The organism is Candidatus Paracaedibacteraceae bacterium (assembly GCA_019636055.1).
Taxonomy (GTDB): Bacteria; Pseudomonadota; Alphaproteobacteria; order Paracaedibacterales; family Paracaedibacteraceae; genus Paracaedibacter.
This window is the reverse complement of record JAHBYH010000003.1, coordinates 44,085-70,000: the sequence shown is the minus strand read 5'-3', so window position 1 is coordinate 70,000 and position 25,916 is coordinate 44,085. Positions and strand designations below refer to the sequence as shown.

At 42.6% G+C, this 25,916-nt stretch carries 25 protein-coding genes (1 of these 25 only partly in view); 12 read left to right on the top strand and 13 right to left on the bottom strand.

Annotated elements, in window-relative coordinates:
* A protein-coding gene (gene cadA, locus KF820_05960; protein MBX3457888.1) for a cadmium-translocating P-type ATPase crosses the window boundary here: on the bottom strand, nt 1-1,031 show its 5' portion. 811 nt of this gene lie to the left of the window's left edge; 1,031 of the gene's 1,842 nt are visible here — the first part of the coding sequence; it begins with the start codon at nt 1,029-1,031; the stop codon falls past the left edge of the window.
* 150 nt (nt 1,032-1,181) lie between these two features.
* On the opposite strand from cadA, the gene KF820_05955 reads away from it, so the two are divergent.
* The 5 genes from KF820_05955 (at nt 1,182) to KF820_05935 (ending at nt 5,121) form a co-directional block, all read left to right on the top strand.
* The gene (locus KF820_05955; GenBank protein MBX3457887.1) at nt 1,182-1,322 is read left to right on the top strand and encodes a hypothetical protein; all 141 of its coding nucleotides are present in this window, start codon (nt 1,182-1,184) and stop codon (nt 1,320-1,322) included.
* A gap of 2 nt (nt 1,323-1,324) precedes the next feature.
* Nucleotides 1,325-2,848: a cytochrome ubiquinol oxidase subunit I gene (locus KF820_05950; protein ID MBX3457886.1), complete on the top strand. Its 1,524-nt coding sequence runs from the start codon at nt 1,325-1,327 to the stop codon at nt 2,846-2,848.
* A gap of 6 nt (nt 2,849-2,854) precedes the next feature.
* Complete coding sequence (cydB, locus tag KF820_05945; protein MBX3457885.1) at nt 2,855-4,000, top strand: cytochrome d ubiquinol oxidase subunit II; 1,146 nt, start codon at nt 2,855-2,857, stop codon at nt 3,998-4,000.
* A gap of 8 nt (nt 4,001-4,008) precedes the next feature.
* Nucleotides 4,009-4,107 carry a cytochrome bd-I oxidase subunit CydX gene (gene cydX, locus KF820_05940; protein ID MBX3457884.1) on the top strand — a complete coding sequence of 33 codons (99 nt, stop codon included), beginning with the start codon at nt 4,009-4,011 and terminating at the stop codon, nt 4,105-4,107.
* Nucleotides 4,108-4,542: 435 nt separating this feature from the next.
* Nucleotides 4,543-5,121 (top strand): sel1 repeat family protein, encoded by a 579-nt coding sequence (locus KF820_05935; GenBank protein MBX3457883.1) that lies wholly within the window; start codon nt 4,543-4,545, stop codon nt 5,119-5,121.
* An 81-nt stretch (nt 5,122-5,202) separates the two neighbouring features.
* Here KF820_05935 and radC read toward each other — a convergent pair whose 3' ends face one another.
* The 5 genes from radC to KF820_05910 all read right to left on the bottom strand — a co-directional run bounded on the left by radC (nt 5,203) and on the right by KF820_05910 (nt 10,021).
* Nucleotides 5,203-5,910 carry a DNA repair protein RadC gene (radC, locus tag KF820_05930; GenBank protein MBX3457882.1) on the bottom strand — a complete coding sequence of 236 codons (708 nt, stop codon included), beginning with the start codon at nt 5,908-5,910 and terminating at the stop codon, nt 5,203-5,205.
* Nucleotides 5,882-6,703: a type I methionyl aminopeptidase gene (gene map / locus KF820_05925; GenBank protein MBX3457881.1), complete on the bottom strand. Its 822-nt coding sequence runs from the start codon at nt 6,701-6,703 to the stop codon at nt 5,882-5,884. The genes radC and map overlap by 29 nt, the downstream gene beginning before the upstream one ends.
* A 71-nt stretch (nt 6,704-6,774) precedes the next feature.
* A complete protein-coding gene (locus KF820_05920; protein MBX3457880.1) occupies nt 6,775-8,268 on the bottom strand; it encodes a UDP-N-acetylmuramoyl-L-alanyl-D-glutamate--2,6-diaminopimelate ligase in 1,494 nt (497 codons plus the stop codon).
* A 195-nt stretch (nt 8,269-8,463) separates the two neighbouring features.
* Complete coding sequence (dapF, locus tag KF820_05915; GenBank protein ID MBX3457879.1) at nt 8,464-9,195, bottom strand: diaminopimelate epimerase; 732 nt, start codon at nt 9,193-9,195, stop codon at nt 8,464-8,466.
* The gene (locus KF820_05910) at nt 9,176-10,021 is read right to left on the bottom strand and encodes a phytanoyl-CoA dioxygenase family protein (protein ID MBX3457878.1); all 846 of its coding nucleotides are present in this window, start codon (nt 10,019-10,021) and stop codon (nt 9,176-9,178) included. The genes dapF and KF820_05910 overlap by 20 nt, the downstream gene beginning before the upstream one ends.
* Nucleotides 10,022-10,209: 188 nt before the next feature.
* Here KF820_05910 and KF820_05905 point away from each other — a divergent pair, with 188 nt between their 5' ends.
* Nucleotides 10,210-11,418: a cation:dicarboxylase symporter family transporter gene (locus KF820_05905; protein MBX3457877.1), complete on the top strand. Its 1,209-nt coding sequence runs from the start codon at nt 10,210-10,212 to the stop codon at nt 11,416-11,418.
* A gap of 43 nt (nt 11,419-11,461) precedes the next feature.
* Here KF820_05905 and KF820_05900 read toward each other — a convergent pair whose 3' ends face one another.
* The gene (locus KF820_05900; GenBank protein MBX3457876.1) at nt 11,462-14,173 is read right to left on the bottom strand and encodes an AsmA-like C-terminal domain-containing protein; all 2,712 of its coding nucleotides are present in this window, start codon (nt 14,171-14,173) and stop codon (nt 11,462-11,464) included.
* A 116-nt stretch (nt 14,174-14,289) separates the two neighbouring features.
* Here KF820_05900 and KF820_05895 point away from each other — a divergent pair, with 116 nt between their 5' ends.
* The 3 genes from KF820_05895 (at nt 14,290) to rpsA (ending at nt 17,158) form a co-directional block, all read left to right on the top strand.
* Nucleotides 14,290-14,541 (top strand): hypothetical protein, encoded by a 252-nt coding sequence (locus KF820_05895; GenBank protein MBX3457875.1) that lies wholly within the window; start codon nt 14,290-14,292, stop codon nt 14,539-14,541.
* A gap of 125 nt (nt 14,542-14,666) precedes the next feature.
* The gene (cmk, locus tag KF820_05890) at nt 14,667-15,332 is read left to right on the top strand and encodes a (d)CMP kinase (GenBank protein MBX3457874.1); all 666 of its coding nucleotides are present in this window, start codon (nt 14,667-14,669) and stop codon (nt 15,330-15,332) included.
* Between the two features lie 110 nt (nt 15,333-15,442).
* On the top strand, nt 15,443-17,158 hold the full coding sequence (rpsA, locus tag KF820_05885) for a 30S ribosomal protein S1 (GenBank protein ID MBX3457873.1): 1,716 nt from the start codon (nt 15,443-15,445) through the stop codon (nt 17,156-17,158).
* Nucleotides 17,159-17,240: 82 nt separating this feature from the next.
* On the opposite strand, the gene KF820_05880 is transcribed toward rpsA, so the two are convergent.
* From KF820_05880 to fliI, 3 genes are read right to left on the bottom strand one after another with little or no spacing between them, the layout of a single operon-like run.
* Nucleotides 17,241-18,200 (bottom strand): tyrosine recombinase, encoded by a 960-nt coding sequence (locus KF820_05880; GenBank protein ID MBX3457872.1) that lies wholly within the window; start codon nt 18,198-18,200, stop codon nt 17,241-17,243.
* Complete coding sequence (locus tag KF820_05875; GenBank protein MBX3457871.1) at nt 18,145-18,585, bottom strand: hypothetical protein; 441 nt, start codon at nt 18,583-18,585, stop codon at nt 18,145-18,147. Before KF820_05875 ends, KF820_05880 begins: the two co-directional genes overlap by 56 nt.
* A 34-nt stretch (nt 18,586-18,619) precedes the next feature.
* Complete coding sequence (gene fliI, locus KF820_05870; GenBank protein MBX3457870.1) at nt 18,620-19,930, bottom strand: flagellar protein export ATPase FliI; 1,311 nt, start codon at nt 19,928-19,930, stop codon at nt 18,620-18,622.
* 164 nt (nt 19,931-20,094) lie between these two features.
* On the opposite strand from fliI, the gene KF820_05865 reads away from it, so the two are divergent.
* Together KF820_05865 and KF820_05860 are read left to right on the top strand one after the other, a co-directional pair.
* Entirely contained in the window at nt 20,095-20,877 is a 783-nt protein-coding gene (locus tag KF820_05865; GenBank protein MBX3457869.1) for a response regulator transcription factor, read from the top strand.
* A 317-nt stretch (nt 20,878-21,194) separates the two neighbouring features.
* A complete protein-coding gene (locus tag KF820_05860) occupies nt 21,195-21,791 on the top strand; it encodes a uracil-DNA glycosylase family protein (protein MBX3457868.1) in 597 nt (198 codons plus the stop codon).
* Between the two features lie 71 nt (nt 21,792-21,862).
* Here KF820_05860 and KF820_05855 read toward each other — a convergent pair whose 3' ends face one another.
* Nucleotides 21,863-22,303, bottom strand: coding sequence for an NUDIX domain-containing protein (locus tag KF820_05855; GenBank protein MBX3457867.1), 441 nt, complete (start codon nt 22,301-22,303; stop codon nt 21,863-21,865).
* A 220-nt stretch (nt 22,304-22,523) separates the two neighbouring features.
* Here KF820_05855 and KF820_05850 point away from each other — a divergent pair, with 220 nt between their 5' ends.
* Nucleotides 22,524-23,342 carry a hypothetical protein gene (locus tag KF820_05850; GenBank protein ID MBX3457866.1) on the top strand — a complete coding sequence of 273 codons (819 nt, stop codon included), beginning with the start codon at nt 22,524-22,526 and terminating at the stop codon, nt 23,340-23,342.
* On the opposite strand, the gene KF820_05845 is transcribed toward KF820_05850, so the two are convergent.
* On the bottom strand, nt 23,343-24,122 hold the full coding sequence (locus tag KF820_05845; GenBank protein ID MBX3457865.1) for a succinate dehydrogenase iron-sulfur subunit: 780 nt from the start codon (nt 24,120-24,122) through the stop codon (nt 23,343-23,345). It abuts the gene before it with no gap.
* A 12-nt stretch (nt 24,123-24,134) separates the two neighbouring features.
* Nucleotides 24,135-25,916, bottom strand: coding sequence for a succinate dehydrogenase flavoprotein subunit (locus KF820_05840; protein ID MBX3457864.1), 1,782 nt, complete (start codon nt 25,914-25,916; stop codon nt 24,135-24,137).

Sequence of the window (25,916 nt, the reverse complement as noted above, 5' to 3'; positions counted from 1 at the left end):
TTCTCAAGACTTGCTGCAAACTGTAAAATCTCATCAGGACCATACTCAGACGATGGAATAATGCGCGTTACAGATGGACGCCCATAGGTTAAGGTTCCTGTTTTATCAAAAATGGCCGTTTTACAAAGCGGCAATTGTTCTAAAGCAACAGAGTTACGAACAACAATCCCCCGCTCTGCTGCCATCGAAATCGCACTGATAATCGTAATAGGGATAGCAATCAGTAACGGACAAGGGGTCGCAATAATAATAACAGCCAGAAATCGGATACTATCCCCTGTTAAATACCACGCTAAAAAAGCAATAATGAGTGCAATTGGCGTAAAATAAGCACCAAGCTTATCAGCGAGTCGGCGCATTCTGGGGCGATGTTGTTCAGCCATTTCCATAACTTGCAGGATTTTAGCATATCGCGATTCCGCATTCTGCTTTGTTGCTCGAATCACAAGCATACTGTCTGCATTAACAGCCCCAGAAATCACGCCTACTCCGGGCGCCTTTGACATCTGATAGGGTTCTCCCGTTAAAAAAGACTCATCCATGGAGCCATGGCCTTCGATAACCACACCATCTACAGGCACAATCGTATGAGGTAAGATGACAACTTCATCCCCGATATGAATATCCTCAACCGCTATTTCTCTGATTTCACCTTTTAGACGAACATTTGCCTGACGAGGCGCTCGATTTGCTAAACGCTTCAAAGCACCCGAAGCTTTGGCTGAAGCATAACGCTCGAGCGCATTCCCCCCCGACAACATTAAAACAACAAGGACCCCAGCCAAATATTCCCCTAACAACAAAGAAACAATAATAGAGATTGCCGCTAGAAGATCAACCCCAAACTCCCCTTTTACAATCTGACGTAGGATGTCGAAAATAAGCGGAACACCGCCAATAAGAACAACACCAATAAGAGGAACATCATTGAAAGCAATCGGAATAATATCAACAATCGTTGCGGGTATACTAAAGTGCAATGCCATAGCAACAAAACATAATGCAACGAAAATCCAGTCTCGATTAACCATTAACCCATCTCCTGACCTGATTATCGTACATCATCAATTATTAAGAGTACGTCAAAAATTAACTATTTTGCCTGCGACATGAAATCGCCTTTTCATATACCCGTCAAAAACCATAGACTAATGCTATGGTTTTAAGATCATGGATTTTTTATGCGTAAATATTTTAAGCACCTTGGCGTTATTATTCTGATAAAGGTTGCTGTTGTAACCCTGATGTCCAATTATATGTTCCCCAAGAACTTACGCATTAAACCCAACGCATCTTTAGTTCAACATCAACTTTTGGATTAGATATGGAAACAGTTGTCGACCTATCACGGTTACAGTTTGCGGCCACCGCCCTGTACCACTTCTTATTTGTCCCGCTAACACTGGGACTTTCCTTCTTGCTTGCCATTATGGAAAGCGTTTACGTCATGACAGGCAAAGAAATTTGGCGCACCATGACAAAATTCTGGGGCGTTCTCTTTGGCATTAACTTTGCCATGGGCGTCGCTACCGGAATCACCATGGAGTTCCAGTTTGGTACTAACTGGGCTTATTACTCTCATTATGTAGGGGACATTTTCGGGTCCTTGCTCGCAATCGAAGGATTGATGGCTTTCTTCCTAGAGGCAACGTTTATTGGTCTATTCTTCTTTGGCTGGAATCGTCTGACCAAAGTCCAGCATTTAGTATGCACATGGCTCTTGGCATTGGGCACTAACTTTTCAGCTCTATGGATCTTAATTGCCAACGCCTGGATGCAAAACCCAGTCGGATCTGCTTTTAACCCTGAGACAATGCGAATGGAACTTACATCGTTCTATGACGTATTCTTTAACCCCGTCGCCCAATCAAAGTTCGTTCATACCGTCAGTGCAGGTTATGTCACAGGCGCCATGTTTGTTTTATCCATCAGTGCATTCTATTTACTTCGAAACCGACACGTCGATCTTGCTAAAAGATCTATCGCTGTTGCTGCAAGCTTTGGTTTAGCCTCAGCCCTGTCTGTTGTTGTCCTTGGAGACGAAAGCGGCTATACCGCCTCTGAAAACCAAAAGATGAAACTGGCCGCCATGGAAGCCATGTGGGAAACTGAACCAGCACCTGCTGGATTTACTATTTTTGGCATTCCGAGTATGACTGACCACACAACGCATGCTGAAATCAAGATTCCATGGGTTCTCGGGTTAATTGCTACCCGTTCCTTAACAGAGCAAGTTCCTGGCATCAACCAGCTTGTTGAAGAATCAAAAGCGAAAATTGCAAGTGGACTCGAGGCATACAAAGCTTTGCAGAAACTTAAGACTGACAAAAATGATCCTATTGCCCAAAAAATATTTGCCGGGAACCAAGCAAATCTTGGTTATGGTTTATTGCTTAAAAAATTCACAACGGACATGACAAAAGTCACAGAAACCGATATAGAAAAAGCAGCAAAATCCACCATACCAAATGTTCCAGTCCTATTCTGGTCATTTAGAATCATGGTTGGCCTTGGCTTTTACTTCATCCTTTTGTTCGCTTGGGCATTTTATCGCTCAACAAAACGCGATGTGGAAAATCACCGTGGATTCTTACGCATGGCTCTCATCAGCCTCCCACTTCCTTGGGTAGCCATTGAATTGGGATGGATCGTCGCCGAATATGGACGTCAGCCTTGGGCGATTGAAGGGGTTTTACCGACATTCCTTGGGGTATCCAGCACTTCTTCAGGACAAGTGCTGTTCTCTCTTCTCGGGTTTGTCTTGTTCTATACCATATTATTAATTGTTGACCTGTACTTGATGCGCAAATACATCAAGATTGGTCCTGAAATTGTCAACCAGAGGTAACATATTATGCCAATTCCATTAGATTACGATACTCTTAAACTTATATGGTGGCTTTTGCTCGGTATTCTCTTGATCGGCTTTGCTATTATGGATGGATTTGACTTAGGGGTTGCTACCCTTTTGCCCATCGTTGGTCAAAAAGATGAAGAACGTCGGATCATCATCAATACCGTTGGCCCCGTTTGGGAAGGGAACCAAGTCTGGTTAATTCTGGGCGCAGGAGCGATTTTTGCTGCTTGGCCAATGATTTATGCTGTCGCTTTTTCCGGGTTCTATATTGCCATGTTTTTGGTCCTAGCAGCCCTCATCATTCGCCCTGTCGGATTTAAATTCCGCAGTAAAATGGACAACCCAACTTGGCGCACAGTTTGGGATTGGGGTCTATTTGTCGGCGGTTTTGTCCCCTCCCTCGTTTTCGGTGTCGCCGTTGGCAATGTCTTGCAAGGTGTTCCTTTTTATATTGATGAGCATATGATGCCCCATTATACAGGAAGCTTTTGGGAACTCTTTACCCCATTCACCCTGATGTGCGGTGTGGTAAGTGCTTCCATGCTAACCCAACACGGAGCTCTTTATCTGGCCATCAAAACAGAAAAGGAGATTTCAACGCGTGCACTAAACATTGTTAACTGGACAACCCTAATGACATTGGCTCTGTTTTCTATAGCCGGGCTATACGCCTCTTCTTTGCTTGAGGGTTATCAAATTACATCAGACTTAATTGCCAATGCACCAGCCAATCCCATGGCAAAATCAGTATCAACAAACTTAGGTTTGTTAATGAAAAATTATGATACTTATCCTTGGATGGTTTCTGCTCCTGCTATTGGTCTTGTCGCAACATTCCTAGCGTGGCATTTAAAAATGAAAGGCGCGTTAAAGTCAGCGTTTGTCATGAACTCGTTTGCAATTCTTGGGATTATATCCACAGCAGGTCTTAGCCTATTCCCATTCATTCTACCATCATCGTACGATCCAAAATCAAGCCTGACTGTCTGGGATGCTTCATCTAGCCACACAACATTATTCATTATGCTTTGTGCAACGGTTATTTTCTTACCAATCATCCTAGGGTATACAACTTGGGCTTACCGCGTTATGTCGGGCAAAGTCACAACAAAAACCCTTAACGATGAAATAAATAGTTATTAGGAGGAACCATGTGGTACTTTTCTTGGGTCTTAGGTTTAGGACTAGCTTGTACATTTGCCATCTTAAATGCCATGTGGCTTGAAATAGATGCAGCAAAAACAAAATAAAATACCCCCCCCGCAAATAGCGGGGGTTTTCTTTACCATCAAAAATAAATACCTATTAGCTACCGGCTGCAAAACTACAAATTTTTTCGTAGCCACATACGTGAGGGAAACCCCCATAAAAAGCAATAAAATTAACTTTTTATTATAAAAAAAGAAATATAATTCAAAAAATGCTTGTAATTCAATTTTTTAGCTCACAAATGATGCTTGTAATTAATACAAGGTGAGCCATCATGATTCTAAGTAAAATTGTATCGAGGGTGATATTAAGTACAACATTGGGAACCTCAGCAAACGCAGCAGACAATTTTTATGACCAAGAAAATACCCCTTTGTCTAAATCATTCAATGCCTATCAAACCCGATCAGTAGAGGAAATAAAAGAACATCTAAAAAAAGTCTTCTAACGGCACGATTTCAGAAAGTGAAGTTGACTTGATTTTAGAACCAACATCCCAACTCTCAATATTTGACAAAGACTTATTCGCGAGAATATCTATACAGAATGTAGCTAAAGGCAATCAATCACTACCAATTGTTGATTGGTGCAAAGCAATGACCGAGTCAGCAAAGAACGACCAGTTTGTATCCCTTGATTTGTCAAACCATCATAAAGCCACATTTCTACTGGGCGTTATGGCCCTGTATGGACTTGGGGATGTGGAAAAAGATCCGTTGACAGCTGCGTTCTATTTTGGTTCATCTCTAAAATCTGATTATGAACCAGCTTTGATTGGATATTGTCATGCTCTCATTCAACAAGGCAATCAAAGGCCTCATTCATCCAATCATAGTGAAGATTACGGTCGTGCTCTCAAGCTTATTAAAAATGCTGCAGACAAAGGATCACATGCTGCATTACATGCCAAAGCCCGCTTACTTAAGACAGGCGTTTGGAATATGCCTCGTAACCCTAAGAAGGCAACAAAAATCCTTAAGCAACTTGTGAAAAGTGGCTATCAGCCCGCCTTAAAAGATTTAGAACCTGTTCAAACTCGATATAGCACAATCTAAAATAGTGCATGATAAACATAAAAAAACCTGCTGTTAGCAGGTTTTTTTATGTTCAACGATTTCAATTTAGCCTTAGAAAACTTAAATTACTCCGAGAGATTTCAAAGATGAGTGACATCCCTTCCCAATAATCACATGATCATGCAAAACAATTCCTAGATCATCTGCAATCCGTTGCATTTTGATCGTTAAGTCAATATCTGCTCGCGATGGTGTGGGATCTCCCGACGGATGATTATGTACAAGAATTAAAGCGGTTGCACCGACTTCTAAAGCCCTTTTCATCACTTCACGTGGATAAATAGGGGTATGATTCACTGTCCCTGTTTGTTGAATCACATCATCTAAAACTTGATTGCGTTGGTCCAGATACAAAATGCGCAATTGTTCCACATCATCAAACGCCATCGTTGCAGTACAATAATCGATGACCTGCTGCCAACTTTGCAGAATATTGACTCGTTTGATTTCTTCGCGCAAACAGCGACCTTGGGTTGCATGGTGTAATTTTAAAATATGAACGACATTATCACCCACCCCTTTTATTTCTTTAAGTAACGTCGGGGAAGCAGCAAAAACCCCTTGAATACTGCCGAATCTCTCGATCAAGTATTTTGCAAGGGGTTTGGTATCTGTCCGCGGGACAGCCTGAAAAAGGACAAGCTCTAATAACTCGTAATCAGCAAAAGAATCAGCACCAACAGTATTAAACTTGTCCTTTAATCGCTGCCGGTGACCTTGATAATGAGGCACATCTGCCTTAGGAGACAGTAAAGATTTCGTAGCCATCTTTGGTGACTCCGATGGAATGTTCAAACTGAGCAGACAAAGATTTATCACGAGTAACCGCAGTCCAACCATCATCCAACATCTTAACGCGCCAATCACCCGCATTAATCATCGGTTCAATCGTAAAGAACATGCCTTCTTGCAGTTCTAAGCCTTTACCCGGTTTTCCATAGTGCATGACATTTGGCGCGCCATGGAAAATTCGCCCAATACCATGACCACAGAAATCACGAACAACAGAATACCCTTGTTTTTCAGCAAATGCCTGAATTGCATGACCAATATCACCCAGAGTTGCCCCAGGGCGTACCACTTCAATCCCGCGCATCATGGCTTCATAGGTTGCATCAATCAACTTGCGTGCTTTTACTCCGGGCTTTCCGGCTGTGTACATACGGCTAGTATCACCATACCAACCGTTCAAGATAACAGTGACATCGATGTTTAGAATATCACCATCCATTAATTTGCGTGATCCGGGAATTCCATGACAAACAACATGATTTAAGGATGTGCAAATCGATTTTGGAAAACCACGATATCCCAAGGGTGCCGGAATGGCACCATGTTGCAGAATAAAATCATGACAGAGCTTATCTAGTTCTTCAGTTGTGATCCCCACTTTAACAAACTGACCAATATAATCTAGGGTTTGCGCAGCTAACTTACCCGCCGCACGCATACCATCAAATCCTTCAGCACCGTGAATTAAGATGGTGTGATCGTCGTATTGTTCTTCATCATGGTCGTGGTCACAGCAACCGTCGTGATGATGATGTTGAGAATGAATCATTGAAACTTAATCCTTTGTTTTTCGTCTTATATTTAATTTAAGGCCTATTAATATTTTTTGCAATCTTTGTGCTAATGAGCAGCCTTCATCGTTCTGCCAGACAAACATGTACGTACTACCTCACGGTCATCAAAAGGTACAATCGTATCTTTAATCAACTGCCCTGTTTCATGCCCTTTGCCAGCAATTAACAACACATCCCCTTGACTTAATCCTGCAATAGCTGTCGCAATTGCGTCTCGGCGATCTCCAACCTCAACAGCTCTCGGGCTTTTTGCCATAATTTGCGCTCGAATAAAGGATGGATCTTCGTGCCTTGGGTTATCATCTGTCACAATAATTACATCAGCCAGGTCATCGGCAATTTTCCCCATTAACGGGCGCTTCAAACTGTCACGATTGCCACCACAGCCAAAAACAACATGAACGCGTGCATTTTTTGCATGCAAACGTAAAGCTTGCAAAGCTCGCATTAAAGCATCTGGGGTATGAGCATAATCCACATAAACAGCCCCGCCCTTATCACTAGAACCAACATATTCCATTCGGCCCCGCGCACTTTGAATCTTTGGCAAAACAGCCAAAACCTCCGGCAGCGCAATCCCTTCACCCACAATCATCCCAATGGCACACAAAATATTTTCAATCTGGAATATTCCTGCAACCGGAACTGTTTGCGTTCCAAAAGATTGCCCAAGATAGGTTAGATCAAATTTAATTTTTCCCGCCTCTAATTGGATTCGGTCAGCAACTAAGTCAGCCTCAGCCCCCACAGCATAGGTCACAACGCGAACAGGTCGATGAGCCAACATCAAAGCCAAAGATTTTCCATACGGGCAACCCACGTTTATCGTCGCAGCCCCATCTTGAGTTAAAACCTCTGTAAACAGCTTAACCTTAGCCTTAAAATACTCTTCCATGCTGCCATGATAGTCGAGATGATCCTGAGTCAGATTTGTAAACCCCGCACTCGTAACTTTAACCTGGTGGAGTCGGTACTGGTCCAACCCATGGCTCGATGCCTCAAAAGCAACATCCGTTACCCCTGCACCAGTCAACTGTTCCAACATCTTGTGCATTGACATCGCATCAGGGGTTGTTAGTTTTGGCACATCAATTTTAGGAATAACAGCGGTATTTGAAGAAAACTCTAATCCAACTGTCCCAAAACTTACGGATTGACGCCCTAGTTCGCCTAAAATTTGCCGTATGAAATTCACGATGGAACTTTTACCATTCGTTCCTGTTACCGCATAAATATGGTCAGGTTGCCTAGGGTACAGTTGAGAAGCGATAACGGATAATGCCTCACGCGCACTGTCTACGGCAATGAGTTGAATGGATGGGAACTGACGTTGCAATTCATCAATCAACGCATGCTCAACTATAATGATAGCTGCCCCGCTAGTAATTGCGACTCGCACATTATCCAGAACCGCATCACACGTAATCGCAACGAAAACATCTCCGGACTGAATAAGTCTGGAATCACTATGCACGTGACTACAGGTCAAGTCTCCCATCTGGGATGTATTTAAGTGTGGCAAAATATCTTTTATTTTCATCAGGTAACCCAAGGGATCGTTGAACTTACTTTAATATACGCAATGTCCACAAAGATGTCGAGCTCACGGAACATAACGCCATAAAAAAGGCTTTAAAATTGCTTTTCTTCATGAAAAATGTTTACAATCCATGAATTTTGATTATTTTTAGCGCTCTTTTATGAAAAACAATTTACCCCCCGCTTCTCATGAATTTTAATTATAGAACTCCCCCACAAATACAATCTCGGCCGTACCTGACATATAAACACGCCCATCACTCACAGTAATTGTTAAATCGCCCCCGGATTGACTTACCAGAACAGCACTCTCTTGCCCAAAGTGAATTGCCGCGGCTGCCACAGCACAGGCGGCAGTACCACAAGCACCAGTATAACCGCTCCCCCTTTCCCACGTCATCAGCCGAACGCCTGTATCCGTCATCTGAGCCAAAGACACATTTTCATGGGGATATGGCTTCGCCACAGCCTCTAAGTCATAAGCATCAAGTCGATCAACAAAGGCAATCCGATGAGGATTCCCAACATCAGCCAGAATCCAAAAGGATGAATCAAGAGAACCATGACCATGACTCGCATCTATACGGCAGACACCCATATCAATGGTGATGATCTCCTTTTGCACGACACAATGTAAATCTCGATCTTGGGTCTTTAGTATAATTTTGCCATCGCTACACAAGAGTTTTGCCAAAGCGCGGCTACCATTACCACAAGCACCAGCCACGCTTCCATCAGCATTGTAAAATTGAATATTCACGTTACGCTCAAATATCTTTTGATAAAAAATCACCTGATCACAACCAACCCCCAATCGGCGATGCGCTAACTTTTGGATGACTCCGATTGGTTGGGGCTGTCCTTCAAGGATAACAAAATCATTCCCCAGAGCTTGGGCTTTTGTAAATTTAAGCGGTTGTGTCATCATAGCCTCTCATCCAATTTCCAACAGGAAAGCCATCTTGTCGGTCTGTCATATGCAAGGTAAACGCATGCCGTGATTGACCCGATGTATTCGGCTTACTCGCATGAGGCAGCAATCCATGCAACACAATAACAGTCCCTTTTTTAACCTCAAGAGGCATCGCGGCATCTAAGTCATACGGCGTAACATCCAGCGTTGCAAAAGTGAGCGAATCATCATCATGACGCATAAATTTCTGACGAAGCGGCCCTTTATGACCACGCGGAATTACCCACAAACACCCATTATCCAAAGTTGCATCTTCCAAAGCAAACCATAATCCCACAACAGGTTTTCCATTGGTGTGCAAAAATGTAGAATCTTGGTGCATTGCCACTTCCCCACCGATCCGAGCCTGCTTAAAAATATACATAGACTGACGAATAACGGGATCTAAATAGCCAAGGTTGACCATCAACGATCTGAGTCGATCATGGCAACAAAACTCATTAAACACAGGATCTTTATCGTGTAGGGCGTGACTCACTTTATTTAAGGATTCACGAATAGAATAAAGCAACCCGTCTTCACCCAAGGCATCTTTTTCAAAGAAATAATAAATCTCATCTGCAGATTCTAAAAAATAACGATCCTGCGTATGCTCATGAGTTAACGTTGAAAAAACAGAGGTTACTTGCTCTGTTTGAGCAAATTCATCCACTAACTCACCCATTCTCGCCATCAAACAGTCACAATCTTCAGATGGTATAAAATCGGGTAAAATCAAATATCCATTGTCGTGAAACTGATCCAATAGGGCGTTATGATGGTTTACTTGTAACGGTTTCATTATCCCCCTCTTCAAACCTTGACAAAATCATTCATCGGGCGCATAGTTAAGTCATGATTAAATTGTACACATCATTTACATCCTCTACAACTACATCCGCCTGAGGCGGACATATTCTTATACCCAAAAATTACATTGCAAATAATCCATAAAATACCCACCTCCTAGATATCAGGGGAGAAATTGAAATGAACATTTTTAAAAGTTTACCAGCCCAACTTGTCATCTGCGTCATTGCAGCTTATTTGGCAGCAGATTTTGCCACCCCAACTCATGCCTCATACGCCTATAGCCTCAGCTGTGTCCTCAAAGATTTTCTGATGATGTTACTCCCCTTTGTCATCATTAGCTATATGGGATCAGCCATTTTATCCCTAGAACAAAAAGCACCCCTGTTAATTATTGCGGTCTTGACTCTTGTTTGTGTATCGAACATGTTGGCCACCTTTGTGTCCTATGGTGTCAGTTTGGCAGCCCTACCGTTTGTGACTCAAGGTAAAATGATTCAACTTTCAGGAGCCACGGAAACCATCAACTCCCTATTATCCACCCCCTTCCCCGTACTCTTGGAACCAAAATGGGCTATGATTGTCGGATCAGTTTACGGTCTAACACTAAGTATTCGCCCTTATGAACCGGGTCGCCAAATCATCTTTAAGCTTCGTGATTTAGTCACTAAAATCTTGCAAAAATCATTTATCCCGCTCCTTCCTGTTTATGTTTTTGGATTCGTCCTGAAAATGCAAATGGAAGGAAGTCTTAGCATTTTATTCCAATCCGGCGGGCAAATTATTGCCCTAATGATCAGCTTGATCGTGATTTACATCGGTTTAATGTATGCTATCGCTGCAAATTTTGTCCCGAACCGTTTTGCAACGTATATTCGTAACATGTTCCCTGCAGCCTTTACTGGCTTTACAACTATGTCAAGTGCCGCCACCATGCCTGTTACATTGGATGCCACAGAAAAAAACATGAACGATAAAAGCTACTCACAGCTTGTCATTCCGGCAACGGTTAACATCCATTTAGTCGGAGATGCACTGGGCATTCCACTGCTCGGCCTTGCGACACTCCAACTATCAGGCCTTCCAATGCCAGACCTACCCAGCTTTGCAATCTTTGCCGGATTCTTTTGTGTTGCTAAGTTTTCAACAGCAGGAATTCCTGGTGGTGGGATTCTGGTTCTGCTACCAACACTCCAAAGCCATCTTGGCCTCACAGAAGAAATGCTCGGCTTTGTCACGACGCTCTACATCTTACAAGACAGTATCTTTACCGGATCAAATGTTGCTGGAAATGGTGCATTTGCCCTGCTCAGCCATAAGATCATGAAAGCCCTCGGCCTTGTTGGAAATGTCAAACAACAGGAAGACGTCCAACTCGAAGCAGCATAGTTAATAAGGTGCGCTTACCGACACTAACGTTAAGCGCACTTTGTTATTTTTCATTATTAACCTGTTTTTTATAGAGTTCCTTCACACTCTGTGGAGCAATGGTCGACAAGGGATTTGCCGATATCACAGGATTTTGACGTTTTCCCGTCAGGTTAAATGCTGTGGCAAAAACGCCCCGACTCTTTCCACCACCGAGTACTTGCCCCACCAGCGGGATATTAGCCAATATCACATTCAAACTATTAATAGGATAGAGCTCACCTTCAATGGCAATATTATCAGTTAATAGGTTGACTGTGCCATCTAAGGTCAAGGCAATTGATGAACCCGAAGCATGAATATCTTTTAGAATTACCTTATCATTCCCCCACTCTAAATGCCCTATGGTATTAGAAAAGCTAACGCCTTGCCCTGTCAATGTCCGCATAATCCCATCCAAAGACGACAAAGACAAGATCTGAGCCAATAGGGGAGCCTTGATAACAACGAAATCACGCAAGTCGATCTCAGCTTTAAATACTTTGTGTCCCGGCTTACCAGACAATTGCCCAACTAAATTAAGCGTTCCTCCTTCAAAATCGCTGTTTGGCATAAAATAATCCAAAACATCACCTGCCTTATGGCACAACAATGTAATATGTTTAATACCGCTCTTCTCCGGAGTCACAAAAACCTCAAGAACACCCGGTTTGTCTGACATTAACTTTAACGAGGTCAAGTCACCTTTTGAGTGTGTCACCCTCAGATTAACCTGACCAAAAGTCAATTTCTGGCTCAACTGAAGTTGCTCAATTTTTAAATCAGTATCAATAGAATACGGCGATTCCCCTGCATCAGAATTATAATGGTGGTAAACATGATCCAAATCAAGAGCCTGCAATCTCCCAGCAATCCCGAGATGGTTATCTTGGATTATAACCTTACCTTGGCCTTGAATCCCTCCTGCTGTGGCAGACTGGATCGTAATTTCTTGCGCACCTTTCGCCGCTAACTTTGCAGCCCCATGAGCCATAGCTGCCCCAAATTTCAATTCCCAGTCAGATAATGTCACACCGTCATCGTTGTAAAACCCATTAAAAATCAGCTTACCAGGTTCTTTGGCTTCCTTGATAAAAAGCGCCATCGGAATATCGTATGCAACTTTACTCAGATCAACAGCCCCTGAAAGTTTCCCATTGATTAAAGACACCCAAAACGCGCCAAACCGTGGGTCATGGAGCGCATCCTTTCCATTTATCGTCAGTTTACGGTCGTTACTGTTAAAGCTTTTAAACGCCACAATTTCTGACGGATGACGGGATACCAAAGCCGTTCCTTTAAGATTCAATTGTTCGTTTGTTGTCTCAAGTTTTAACAGTCCTCCCTCCATAATTCGCCCTAATTTTCCATGAATCACAGAGGCATTTTTAATAACAGAAACCGAATCAACTTTCACATCCTTGAGTTTGCTATCATCATCTAACGGAAAAGATAACTTTAAATGCGTCTCAGCTTGCCCTTCAAATAATTTAGGATCTACCCCTAATTTTTGCGTTAGCTCTAACGGTTTTTGTGAAATCAAATTGAGAGCAGGTTTAAGTTCGCCATTAACCTTAAGATCAATATCCATGTGCCCATGCTCTTGATCCAATTGACTGATATCCAGATGCGCATCCTTAACAGCCATACCATCGCACGTCCCATGAGCATCAATAATAAAATTAGATTTCGTGTAGCGACAATGCCCCGAAGTATCGACAACCTTAGGCAGATTGCCAAGGTAAGCCACATCCACCCCCTTAGCATCAATATCCCCTGAAAGTTCTTTGATTGTTAGAGCAGGCACATCACCAACATGCAAAGTCGCCTTCATCTGGATCGTTGCGTTTTCAGCCTCGCCTTTTGATAAATTAGTCGTTACCCATTCTCGAGCATCCTTAGCTAACCCATGGGGCCAGTAAACCTTGATTAAATCAACAGGCAGACGATCAAGATTCCCTTGAAGTGACAAAGAAACATCTTGCCCAGCCTGCAAAGCTGTTAAGATGGAATGCCCACGAAGTGCTCCTGACAGTTGAGCAAAAGCATCTGCAGTTCGCACGGTTAACTGGGTAAGTTTAATCTTTGATGGCGTCAAGTTTACCTCAAATTTAGCATGCTGAATCGGTGTTTTATTGGGATAGTACGGGGGGAAGATAATCTCCCCGGAACCAACCGTTGCCTTGATAACACCGCGTGTTATTTCATGGCCATTATAATCAGCAGAAATAACTAATGTTGTTGGGCAATCGATCCCCTTCAACACTGCGAACATAGGATCAAGGTCAGCCAAATCCGGAAATGAAACATCTAAAAAATTCACTTTGACTGTAGCTCTTGGCAAATTCAACAAAAGCTCAAACTCACCAGATAGGGCCACCTTGTCATCATGAGCAACCTTAACATGGCGTGCTGCAACATGTTTAATCCGGGTTTCCCCCAACAACAAAGCACTTGCGCTAACCCCAAGGATTAGATTCGACACATCAACCCGACGCACATCATCATGCATCGAAACAGCCCGAACACGGAGTGAAAAAGGATAAAAAACACCCCCCCACTCAATATGATCAAGACTGACATTGGCTGATTTAATTCCTAGTTTTTCTAATGATTCCAGAAATTCCTGTTCAACATTCTGCTTAACTGTTTCGGATGCCAAATAGGCATTGAGAAAAGCGCTGCCTCCCAAAATAACACCAAAAAAAATAACAGCAAAGTATCTAAATATTTTCATACAGTTAGCAAGCAAGAGAAATTAATAATGGTTAAAACAGCCAAAAATTAACCCATTCTTTAGAAAATTGGGTTATCATGGACTTGTATTTATCATAATCCTATTGGAGACATAAAATGAAGTTAAAGTTATTTGCATTAACAGCTTTGTCATTCGCATTAGCTGCTTGCTGGGGTGAAAAGAAAGAAGAAGCTGCAGCACCAAAGGCTGAAGAACACAAAGCCGCTGAAGCTCCAAAAGCTGTGGAACATAAAGCTGAAGAACACAAAGCTGCAGAAGCACCAAAAACTGCTGAAGCTACTGAACATAAGGCTGAAGAGCACAAAACAGAAGAAGCGCCAAAAGCTGAAGAACACAAAGCTCACTAAGTTTTTTTAGTTCTTAATAAAAACGCGGCATTTTTGTCGCGTTTTCTATTATCCTCTTGTATTCCGCAACAGAACAACTACCCTTATTTACGAAGATGATAAAATAGTCTAAAGTATTGGTTGATATGACAAAAGAGAAAGCAAAAAAAGTGATTATAGCGATTGATGGCCCTTCGGGTGCCGGCAAAGGGACTGTTGCCCATTATTTAGCGGATACGTTTAATCTCAAGATTTTAGATACAGGCTTGCTATATCGTGTTCTGGCTAAACTTACGCTCGCTAAGGGATTCAACGAAACAATGACCGAGGCGATCATTGAACTGGCTAAGGTTGTTAAGATTGAAGATGTTAATCAAGCAGGGTTACGGGACGAAACCGTTGCTGCCATGGCATCTAAGATTGCAGCAATCCCTCAGGTACGCGAAATTCTGAATACATTGCAACGTAATTTTGCCTATGGCGACCCAGGTGAACAAGCAGGTGTCATTTTAGATGGGCGCGATATAGGCACCGTCATTTGCCCGGATGCAGACTGCAAAATTTATCTAACAGCGGATCAAGAAATCCGCGCCGTACGTCGCATGAAACAAGAGGGCAATATCTGCCAAATTGAAGTTCAGCGATTGATGTCTGAACGTGACAAACGTGATTCAACTCGTCAAAGTGCTCCGTTAAATGCTGCTGATGATGCGTATATCATTGATACAACACATTTAACTATTGACGAAGTGTGTCAAAAAGCCTCATATTATGTACAAAAATCATGCTTACCAGGCACATTAACTGCTTAGCGTGTTTTTTATCTCTCTGCCTGATGGTCGGGCATAGAGTATATTAACTCTAACCCCTTGTATGCTGCGCTTTGTCGTAAATTCAATCATATAAGGTTTTAAGGAAAAAAATGTCTAATACATCCGCTGCAAAATCCCCCGCAAAAGAAAACTTTGCTGATCTTCTCGAAGAATCCCTGCGTGGTCGCTCCTCATTCGAAGGTAGTGTTGTTAAGGGATATGTTTTATCTGTTGATTCAGATTTCGTTACAGTTGACGTTGGTCTAAAATCCGAAGGTCGCATTCCACTGCGCGAATTCGCAGGCCCAGGTCGCGCTCCGGAAATTAAAGCTGGTGATTTTATTGATGTGTTCGTTGAACGCATGGAAGATAAAAACGGTTGTGCAGTTCTCAGCGTTGAAAAAGCTCGTCGTGAAGCTGCTTGGGGTGAACTTGAAAAAGCATCCATCACCGGTGAATTGGTTAACGGTGTCATTTTTGGCAAAGTTAAAGGTGGTTTTGCTGTTGATCTTGAAGGCGCAGTTGCATTCTTGCCTGGTAGCCAAGTTGATGTTCGCCCAATCCGCGACATCACACCATTGATGAATATTGCCCAACCATTCAAAATCTTGAAGATGGACAAATTGCGCAGCAATATCGTTGTCTCCCGCCGTGCAGTTCTTGAAGATAACCGCTCTGAACAACGCGCTGAATTGGTTTCAAACCTATCCGAAGGTCAAGTTCTTGAAGGTATCGTTAAAAACATTACAGATTACGGTGCATTCGTTGATTTGGGTGGGGTTGATGGTCTTCTTCACGTTACCGACATTTCTTGGCGTCGTATTAACCACCCAAGCGACATGCTCAAGGTTGGTGAAACCGTTCAAGTTCAAGTCATTCGTTTTAACCGCGACACACAACGCATTTCTTTGGGCATGAAACAACTTGAAGCTGATCCGTGGAAAGGTGTTGAAGAACGCTATGTTCCTGGTTCACGTCACAAAGGTAAGATCACCAATATCGCTGATTACGGCGCATTCGTTGAACTCGAACCGGCTGTTGAAGGTTTGATCTATGTTACAGAAATGAGCTGGACAAAGAAAAACGTTCACCCATCAAAGATTTTGACACAAAACCAAGAAGTTGAAGTTCAAGTTCTTGAAGTTGACATGACAAAACGTCGTATCTCTTTGGGTCTAAAACAATGCTCTGAAAACCCATGGGTTCGTTTTGCTGAGAAATTCCCAATCGGAAGCATCCTAGAAGGAGAAATCAAGAACATCACCGAATTTGGTATGTTTGTTGGCGTTGACGAAGAAATTGATGGTATGGTTCACATGACCGATGTTTCTTGGGATAACAATGATTCTTCTGAATTCAAGAAGGGTGATGTTATTAAAGTTAAGGTTTTGGATGTTGATGCCGAAAAAGAACGTATTTCTTTGGGTATTAAACAGCTGAACGACGATCCTTATGCTGCTGCAGCCGAAGGTTTGAAAAAAGGAACGGTTGTAACAGGTACAGTGACCGAAGTTCACGATAAAGGTATCGAAGTTGCTCTTGAATCTGGTCTAACCGGGTCCATCAAAAAAGCTGACTTATCCCGTGAACGCAGCGAACAACGCCCAGACCGTTTTGCCGTTGGTGAAAAAGTTGACGCGATGGTTCTGTCCATGGATCGTTCAGGTCGCAAAGCGAACTTGTCTATTAAGGCACGTGAGCTTGACGAAGAAAAGCAAGCTATGTCTGAATTTGGTTCAGCCGACAGCGGCGCTTCTTTGGGCGACATCTTGGGTGAAGCCATGAACAAAGCTAAGAAGACAACAAAGTCTAAAAAAGCTGAGTAAGTGTTGAGGGATTTCCCCCAACACACTACTAAAAAATCCCTGTTTTTTCAGGGATTTTTTTTATTTGTAAAAAACAAAAATATTAGCCCTTCTGTTTTCTCAACGGATGATGATGATTCACAAGATCAATGATTCGGTCTGCTGTCAGATGTGTATAAATCTGAGTTGTTGCAATATCAGCATGTCCCAACAATTTTTGAATTGTTAAAAGGTCAGCCCCTCCAGATAAAAGATGAGTCGCAAACGCATGGCGAATTCCGTGCGGTGTTACAAGGGATGGATCTAAATTTGCCGCCACAGCCAATTCTTTTAAGAGTTGAAAAAAACGAATACGAGTTAAATGACCTTCTTTTGATGAAGAAGGAAACAAATAAACGTCACTTCGATAATTTTTCTCACTGATAAAATCATCTCGAACTTTAAGATAATCGATAAGAGCGATAACAGCGGGTTCAGCCAAAGGGACAAGACGTTCACGTCCCCCTTTTCCTTTGATATGAAGCACTTGCAATCCCGATATCTTATCAACGTTTTTAGGGAGAACAGTCAAAGGAAGACCAACTAATTCTGAGACACGCATCCCACTAGAATACATAATTTCCAACATCGCATACAAGCGAATGCCTGCAGAATCACGGCGCTGCGAAGCTGTAATCAAAAGTTTATCGACATCGGCAACGGACAAGACGGTTGGTAAAGATCGCCGTGTTTTTGGGGATTCAGTTGTGAATGTCGGGTCTTTATCAACGATTGATTCTGACATCAAAAACCGAAAAAACTGCCGCAAACAAGATAGTCGACGTGCCTGCGTTGACGCTGTAACGTTCTGATTAGCCAGAGTTCCAAGATAAATTTGAATGTCATCTGCCCCAATAGTCTCAGCTGGTTTTTGCAGCGTCTTAAAAAAATCTTTGAGATCACGACCGTATGCTAACAGCGTATTTTTAGCAGAAGCATGTTCGGCTGCTTGCGCCTCGAGAAACCGCTCAACGAGATTCTGACTTGGAACGACGGGTGTGTCGGCTTTCGGCGATTTGGTCATAAAAATTTTGTTCCTGTTTATTCAATTTCTTTTGATGCGCAGACGCTTCACGCTCTTGAGCTATTTCAAGTTTTTTGCTTTCTTGGAAATGATACCTGACCCCATCCAAAAATTCTTCAATTTTATTGTCTAAGACTGTAATATCCTTTTGCAAACGTTCTAGCGTTTCTCGGGTATAAGCACCATACACAGGCATGGTGATTGACTCAACAGGATTATTGGCTGCCACTTCTGCTTCTCTGCGTTCATTATCACGCATTTGATCAACTTGAGAAGCCAAGGTTGCCCGCTGATCTTGCAATTTTGCCAATTGCAACCGTAACTGATCCAATTCTAGGCCAACTAATTTCCCCAGAAATTCATATGTCTTTTCCCGTTTCGTCATATCGATTCCTTTGTCTGCAGGGTCTTCTCTTATCCTAACCGATGATCTCCTTGAGCAAGGCAAAGCTATCATCCAAATCAAAGTGTTCTTTATGATGCTGACCTAGAAATGCCATCAGTTTTGGATTCATTTCGATTGCATTATCAACCTGCGGATTGCTGCCAGAGCGATAAGCACCAAGACGAATCATATCGGCCATATCGTCAAAGGCTGATAGATATTGTCGTGCCTGAATGACCAGGCTTTGCTCCTCAGGACTGTGGCATGCCGGCACCATACGAGAAAGACTCTTTAATATATTAATCGCCGGATAATGCCCACGCTCAGCAATTGCTCTTTCCAGAACAATATGCCCATCTAATATGCCACGCACGGCATCCGCAATCGGTTCATTATGATCATCCCCATCAACCAACACAGTGAAAAAAGCGGTGATATCGCCTTCATTTGTCCCTGGCCCGGCTCGCTCTAAAACTTTGGCTAATTCAACAAAAACACTTGGCGTATAGCCTTTGGTTGTGGGTGGCTCCCCTGTCGATAAACCGATCTCACGTTGTGCCATAGCAAGACGTGTCACGCTATCCATCAAACAAAGAACTGACTTTCCTTGATCGCGGAAATATTCCGCAACAGCCATGGTTGTATAAGCAGCCCGACGCCGCATCAACGGGGACTCATCGGATGTTGCAACAATCATCACACTCTTTGCTAACCCTTCAGTCCCCAATGTATCCTCAATAAACTCGCGAACTTCACGCCCTCGTTCACCGATTAAGCCAATAACGCAAACATCACAATCTGTATACCGTGCTAACATCGACATTAACATGGATTTGCCAACCCCAGATCCCGCGAATATTCCCATACGCTGACCTCGACACACCGTCAGAAACGTATTAATTGCTTTAAGGCCAACACCTATTCTTTGATGAACCTTATGACGTTGGTGGGCTGGTGGCGGTGTTCCACGAACAGGGACGTTGACAGGCCCTTGAGGCAAAATCCCCACTTGATCGACTGCTTCCCCCAAACCATTTAAAACGCGTCCCATCCATTCGTCACACGGATTCAAATAGGTTTCATGTAAGTCAAAATCAACACGTGCCCCCGGACGAATCCCTTCAAGTCCACCATAGGGCATAACCAAAACTGTTGAATCTTCAAATCCGACAATTTCCCCCAGTCGAATCCCTTCTGCCGCTGCAATCGTACACTGCATACCGACACTGATTTGGTTATTAGCCCCAGAAACTTTAATCAATAATCCTTGGACAGATTTGACCTCACCATAAATGACAATGGTTGGTATTTTTTCGACTAATTTTGAAATAGTTAACAAAGACATAATAAAAAATCTTTCGAGCATAAACCCGCACTTTAGCTTAAGGTTAACACAAAATGCAATCTACTTGTTAAATTTTTATTAAAAATATATAAAAATCCGTTAGTTATTTTTAAATTATTTGATACCATTAAAGTATGACCTATGTCGAGAGTGGAGAAGGCATCATGAGAATACTATTAATAGAAGACGATTCAGCAACATCAAAAACCCTTCAGGTAATGTTAAAAAATGAAGGTTTTGTTTGTGACACAACTGATTTAGGTGAAGACGGCCTTGAGATTGGCAAGTTATATGAATATGATTTAATTATTCTTGATTTGATGCTTCCTGACATGGATGGCTATGAAGTCCTTAAAAGACTCCGTGCATCAAACGTTAAAACACCAACATTGATCTTGTCCGGATTAAAAGAAATTGATGACAAGGTTAAAGCTCTTGGTTTTGGTGCTGATGACTACATCACAAAACCATTCAATAAATCTGAACTTCTCGCACGTATCCATGCTATTATTCGCCGTTCTCACGGTCACTCTGATTCCGTCATCAAAACGGGCCGCTTGACAGTCAACCTTCGCCAACACATGGTAACTGTTGACGATAAAATCGTTCACTTGACAGGTAAAGAATATGCGATTCTTGAGCTCCTATCCTTACGCAAAGGAACAACGCTAACAAAAGAAGCATTCCTAAACCATCTTTATGGTGGCATTGATGAGCCTGAGTTGAAAATTATCGACGTGTTTATTTGTAAACTCCGCCGTAAATTGGCCGAAGCACTTGACGGAGAAGATTGCATTGAAACCGTTTGGGGCCGTGGCTATGTTTTGCGCGACCCACAACCAAAGAGCATGGATAGCCGTCACAACAAGCCAATCACCGGTTCTGAAATGCCCTCTAAACAAAAACCCGAACTTGACTCTAAACTGAGCGCGACAAGCTATCGGTAACGAGAAAAAATAAACATACACCTTAAGAAGGGGCTAATTCCAGCCCCTTTTTTGATTATATAGCTAAATAATTTTAATTTGGTTATAAAAACAAGGAACGAAGCGTAAAAAGAGTTCGTGAATGATGCCCTTTGCATAGCCGACTTATAACGAATCGGCTATACTTTATAGAAAAAAAGTTCTTGCGCGTTATAATCATTATTTAAATCAGCCATCATATGATATGTTTAGCAGGAATATAATTAATCCCTTATTTATAAATAGTTTTTTTGCTTTTCCATCAGATAAAAATTCAGAATTTTTTAGGGAGCTACAAAATGGAAGAATATAATATCTTTAGCCGACATCTAGAAAAATTAAAATCTTGTCAGAACTGTGCATCAAGTCTGCCCCTCGGGGCCAATCCCGTGGTGCAACTCTCTCCGCGAGCAAAAATACTGATTATTGGACAAGCTCCGGGAACTAAAGCGCATCAAACGAACGCACCATTTAATGATGCAAGCGGAGACCGTTTACGATTATGGCTAAAAATGACCCGAGAACAATTTTATAACGCAGACAACATTGCTCTTATGCCGATGGGGTTTTGCTATCCAGGACGTAATCCTAAGGGAGGTGACCTACCACCACTGACGGCTTGCGCGCCGCTTTGGCATGAAGCAACCCTCAAACACCTACCGAATATCCAATTGATACTTCTTGTTGGCCAATATGCTCAAGCCTATTATTTAAAGAATAACCGTAAGAAGACGCTGACAGAAACCGTCAAATCTTGGCAAGAGTTTTTACCAACATACTTTCCCCTGCCTCATCCGAGCTGGAGAAATAACGGTTGGCGTAAAACTAACCCTTGGTTTGAAACAGATCTTTTACCTGAATTACAACACAGAGTGTGGTCAATTTTAGAAGCATAATTCAAATTAGTTTCCCCTAAAAAATATGGGGCAGACACCCCACCGTTATTAAGAATGTGAGGGATACGCTCTTAACTAGAGCGACTATAGTTCATATGTTTTAATGGCAATTCCTGTGCAACATGATCAAGTGCTAAGGTCAGATAATGAATGGTATTTTCTGGCACATTTGTCAGATCAAACCATTCCCAGTCCCCTAGTTTATCAGGCTCACAATTTGTGATTTGCCCATCCCATTTTCTAATCGTATAGAAATAATCCACATTTCCACGGTCAAGACGCCGATACATCATAAGACTCAAATTTAAATCGTCCGGCGTTATCATAATACCAGCTTCTTCTTGAGCTTCTCTAATGATTGCTTCCTCGGGCGTCTCGCCTTCCTCGACATGCCCGGAGATCATTGCATAATAACCATTCATCCACGGCGTATTCCGACGCACCCCTAAAACTGTCTTATTATCTTTCAAAGGGATTAAATAAACGGATGGAACAACAGTATAACGGGACATGCGACAAACTTCTATATTATGATACTACCAAGATCATAAACAACTTTAAAAATAGCGTCAAACACCTATTTTTGAAGAATATAACTCAATAAAAACATAAAACGCTAAAAGATTAAACTATAGCAAATTAATTTCCTTGATTTTACAAACAATGACACCTATCTGAGATTAGAGCGACATTTAATGTGCAAAATAATAGTCTATTAGAGCTAAATTAAAAATGATGAATACAAAATACATAAAAAATATTCTTGCCGGTGTATCTATGATAATAATAACACACGCGGCCGACCCTCTGACTTTGCAACAACATACCCCAACAGAAATACAAGTTCTCGAGAAACTTCAACCTGAAGTTAGAAGTTTAGGGCAATCCCTCAGTGTTTTTCAAGATCACTTAAAAATAGACCATATTAGCATCCTGAGTTCCGACACTGAGTTATCCTACCAAGCAATTACCAAGGCTATTAATGTCATTTTAGCCCATGCTTTGGATTATGCACTTGACCTTGAGAAAGCAAAGTATCTTAGAGGGATACACTTAGTATCAGGAAAACCTGTAGACTATAACGCAAAAGAATCTGCCTTTAACTCACTTTTAGAAATGCTAAAGTTAATTCGCGACATCCAAGATAGATTGGTAAAAACCTTTGGTTCCGACAACAATGATGAATCAGTTCGTCTTCGCCGCCAACTGGATGGAGCTGTGAAATTTGATATGCTTATTCAGAATCAAACTAGTTTCTCACAATCTGAGTTATTAGCTATCGATTTTCTAAGAGACAGGGTACGAAACTCAAAATCCAGCACATCCAGTAGCAGCGAAAGTGAGAGTTCGTCCTCAAGATCATCAACGCCGCCAAAACCACAATCAGAGCCAAGCTCACCCCATATAAGCACAAATTCTATCCACAGATTAAGGGCGAATTCTTCGCTTCCAACACTCAGCTCTTACGCGGATCCATCAGCTTTGAATAACTCCCCTCTTTTCAACAAAAAGAGAGCGAATACCTCAACAAATTCTAATAAACCTGAATAGTTATACTTTGCGTTCAACCAACTGCTTTTTAATCTCGCCGATTGCCTTGGCGGGATTAAGGCCTTTGGGACACGTATTGGTACAATTCATAATTGTATGACAACGATAGAGCTTAAACGGATCCTCAAGATCATCAAGACGCTCACCTGTATGATCATCACGGCTGTCTGCAATCCAACGATAACTTTGAAGCAAGGTTGCTGGTCCTAGGTACTTATCCCCATTCCACCAATAACTCGGACAGCTGGTTGTGCAACTAAAACACAAGATACATTCCCACAAGCCGTCCAATTTGGCACGGTCTTCTTCACTTTGCAAACGCTCACGCTCACCAGGCTTTGTATCCGATTGGATCCATGGCTTTATTGAGGCATATTGGGCATAAGCTATTGTCAAATCAGGAACCAAATCCTTAACAACATTCATATGGGGTAAGGGATAGATCTTAACCGTCCCCTTAACCTCACTGATTGGCTTGGTACAGGCCAACGTGTTTGTTCCATCGATATTCATAGCACAACTGCCACAAATCCCTTCACGACATGACCGACGAAACGTCAAGGATGAATCGAGTTCGTTCTTAATCTTGAGAAGGGCATCCAATACCATAGGACCACACTCATTCATGTCTAATTCAAATGAGTCTATACGTGGATTATGACCATCATCCGGATTCCAACGATACACTTGAAACGTACGAACAGTATCCGATTTTGTCGTACACGCATGATGCTTGCCCTGCGTTGGCTTAGAGTTCCGAGGTAAAGAAAATTCAACCATCATTCGATCCTTTTAATACACGCGCTTTTTCGGAGGGATAACCTCAATCTCATCTGTTAACGTCTTCATTTGCACAGGGCGATAGCTAATCTTAGTTTTCCCTTTATCCAATTGACATAACGTATGTTTCATCCAGTTTTCATCATCCCGTTCTGTAAAATCTTCGCGAGCATGAGCCCCGCGACTTTCCTTGCGGTTCACAGCTGAAGCCAAGGTTACTAAGGATTGTTCTAGCAAGTTATGAAGCTCTAAGGCTTCAACCAAATCGCTATTCCAAATTAAACTTTTATCGGCTATGTTCAGATCTTTCAAAGACGCATGAACTTGTTGGATCTTTTCTTGCCCCTCAGACATTAATTTTTCATCACGGAATACGGCACAGAATCGTTGCATGGTTCGTTGCATATTCAAGCGAATCTCACTGGACATCAACGTTCCTTTATTTGTACGAATTTTTTCCATACGCTCAATCGCATCCAGCCCCGCTGAATCCGGCAAAACCTCATGCGGCGAATTAGGTCGAATCAATTCAATAGCCCGATGTGCTGCTGCACGTCCAAATACAACTAAGTCTAACAAGGAGTTCGTGCCCAAACGATTAGCGCCGTGTACAGAAACACAAGCCGCTTCACCGATCGCCATCAATCCCGGAACAACTGTTCCCTTATCGTCTTTGACAACTTCTGCCATATAGTTGGTTGGAATTCCCCCCATATTATAGTGGACCGTTGGAATCACAGGAATTGGCTGTTTGGTAACATCAACGCCAGCAAAAATCTTAGCAGTCTCAGAAATCCCCGGCAACCGTTCATGCAAAACCTTTGGGTCTAAATGTTCTAAATGGAGATAGATGTGATCTTTTTTGGGGCCAACACCACGACCCTCATGGATTTCTATAGTCATCGCTCGGCTCACCACATCACGAGAAGCTAGGTCCTTAGCATTCGGCGCATACCGTTCCATAAAACGCTCACCGGCACTGTTGGTTAAGTACCCGCCTTCACCACGTGCGCCCTCAGTAATCAAACAACCGGAGCCATAAATTCCTGTCGGATGGAATTGAATGAACTCCATATCTTGCAACGGCAAGCCCGCCCGCAAAACCATGGCATTACCATCACCCGTACAGGTATGAGCCGACGTACAAGAGAAGAAAGCACGGCCGTACCCACCAGTCGCCAGAACAACTATATGTGCCTGAAAACGATGAAGCGTACCATCTTCAAGACATAATGCCATCACACCACGGCACCGCCCCTTGTCATCCATAATTAAATCTAGGGCGAAATATTCAACAAAGAATTCAGCTTGGTGTTTCAGACATTGCTGATACAGCGTATGTAAAATCGCATGCCCCGTCCGATCAGCCGCAGCACAAGCACGTTTTGCCATGGACTCGCCCTGATTGATGGTATGCCCACCAAACGGACGCTGATAAATTTTCCCCTCAGGCGTTCGCGAAAACGGCACACCAAAATGTTCCAATTCAATGACGGAAGGAATCGCATTGCGACACATGTATTCAATAGCGTCTTGATCCCCTAACCAGTCAGAGCCTTTAATCGTGTCATAAAAATGGTTTTTCCAGTTATCGCCATCGCCCATATTCCCAAGAGCAGCACCAACACCCCCTTGGGCCGCAACCGTATGGCTACGTGTTGGAAACACTTTGGTGACACAGGCGGTTTTTAGACCAGCGGCCGACATTCCTAAGGTTGCCCGAAGACCGGCACCACCAGCACCAACAACGATAACATCAAAGCGATGATCTGTGATTTTATGGGTTTGTGTCAT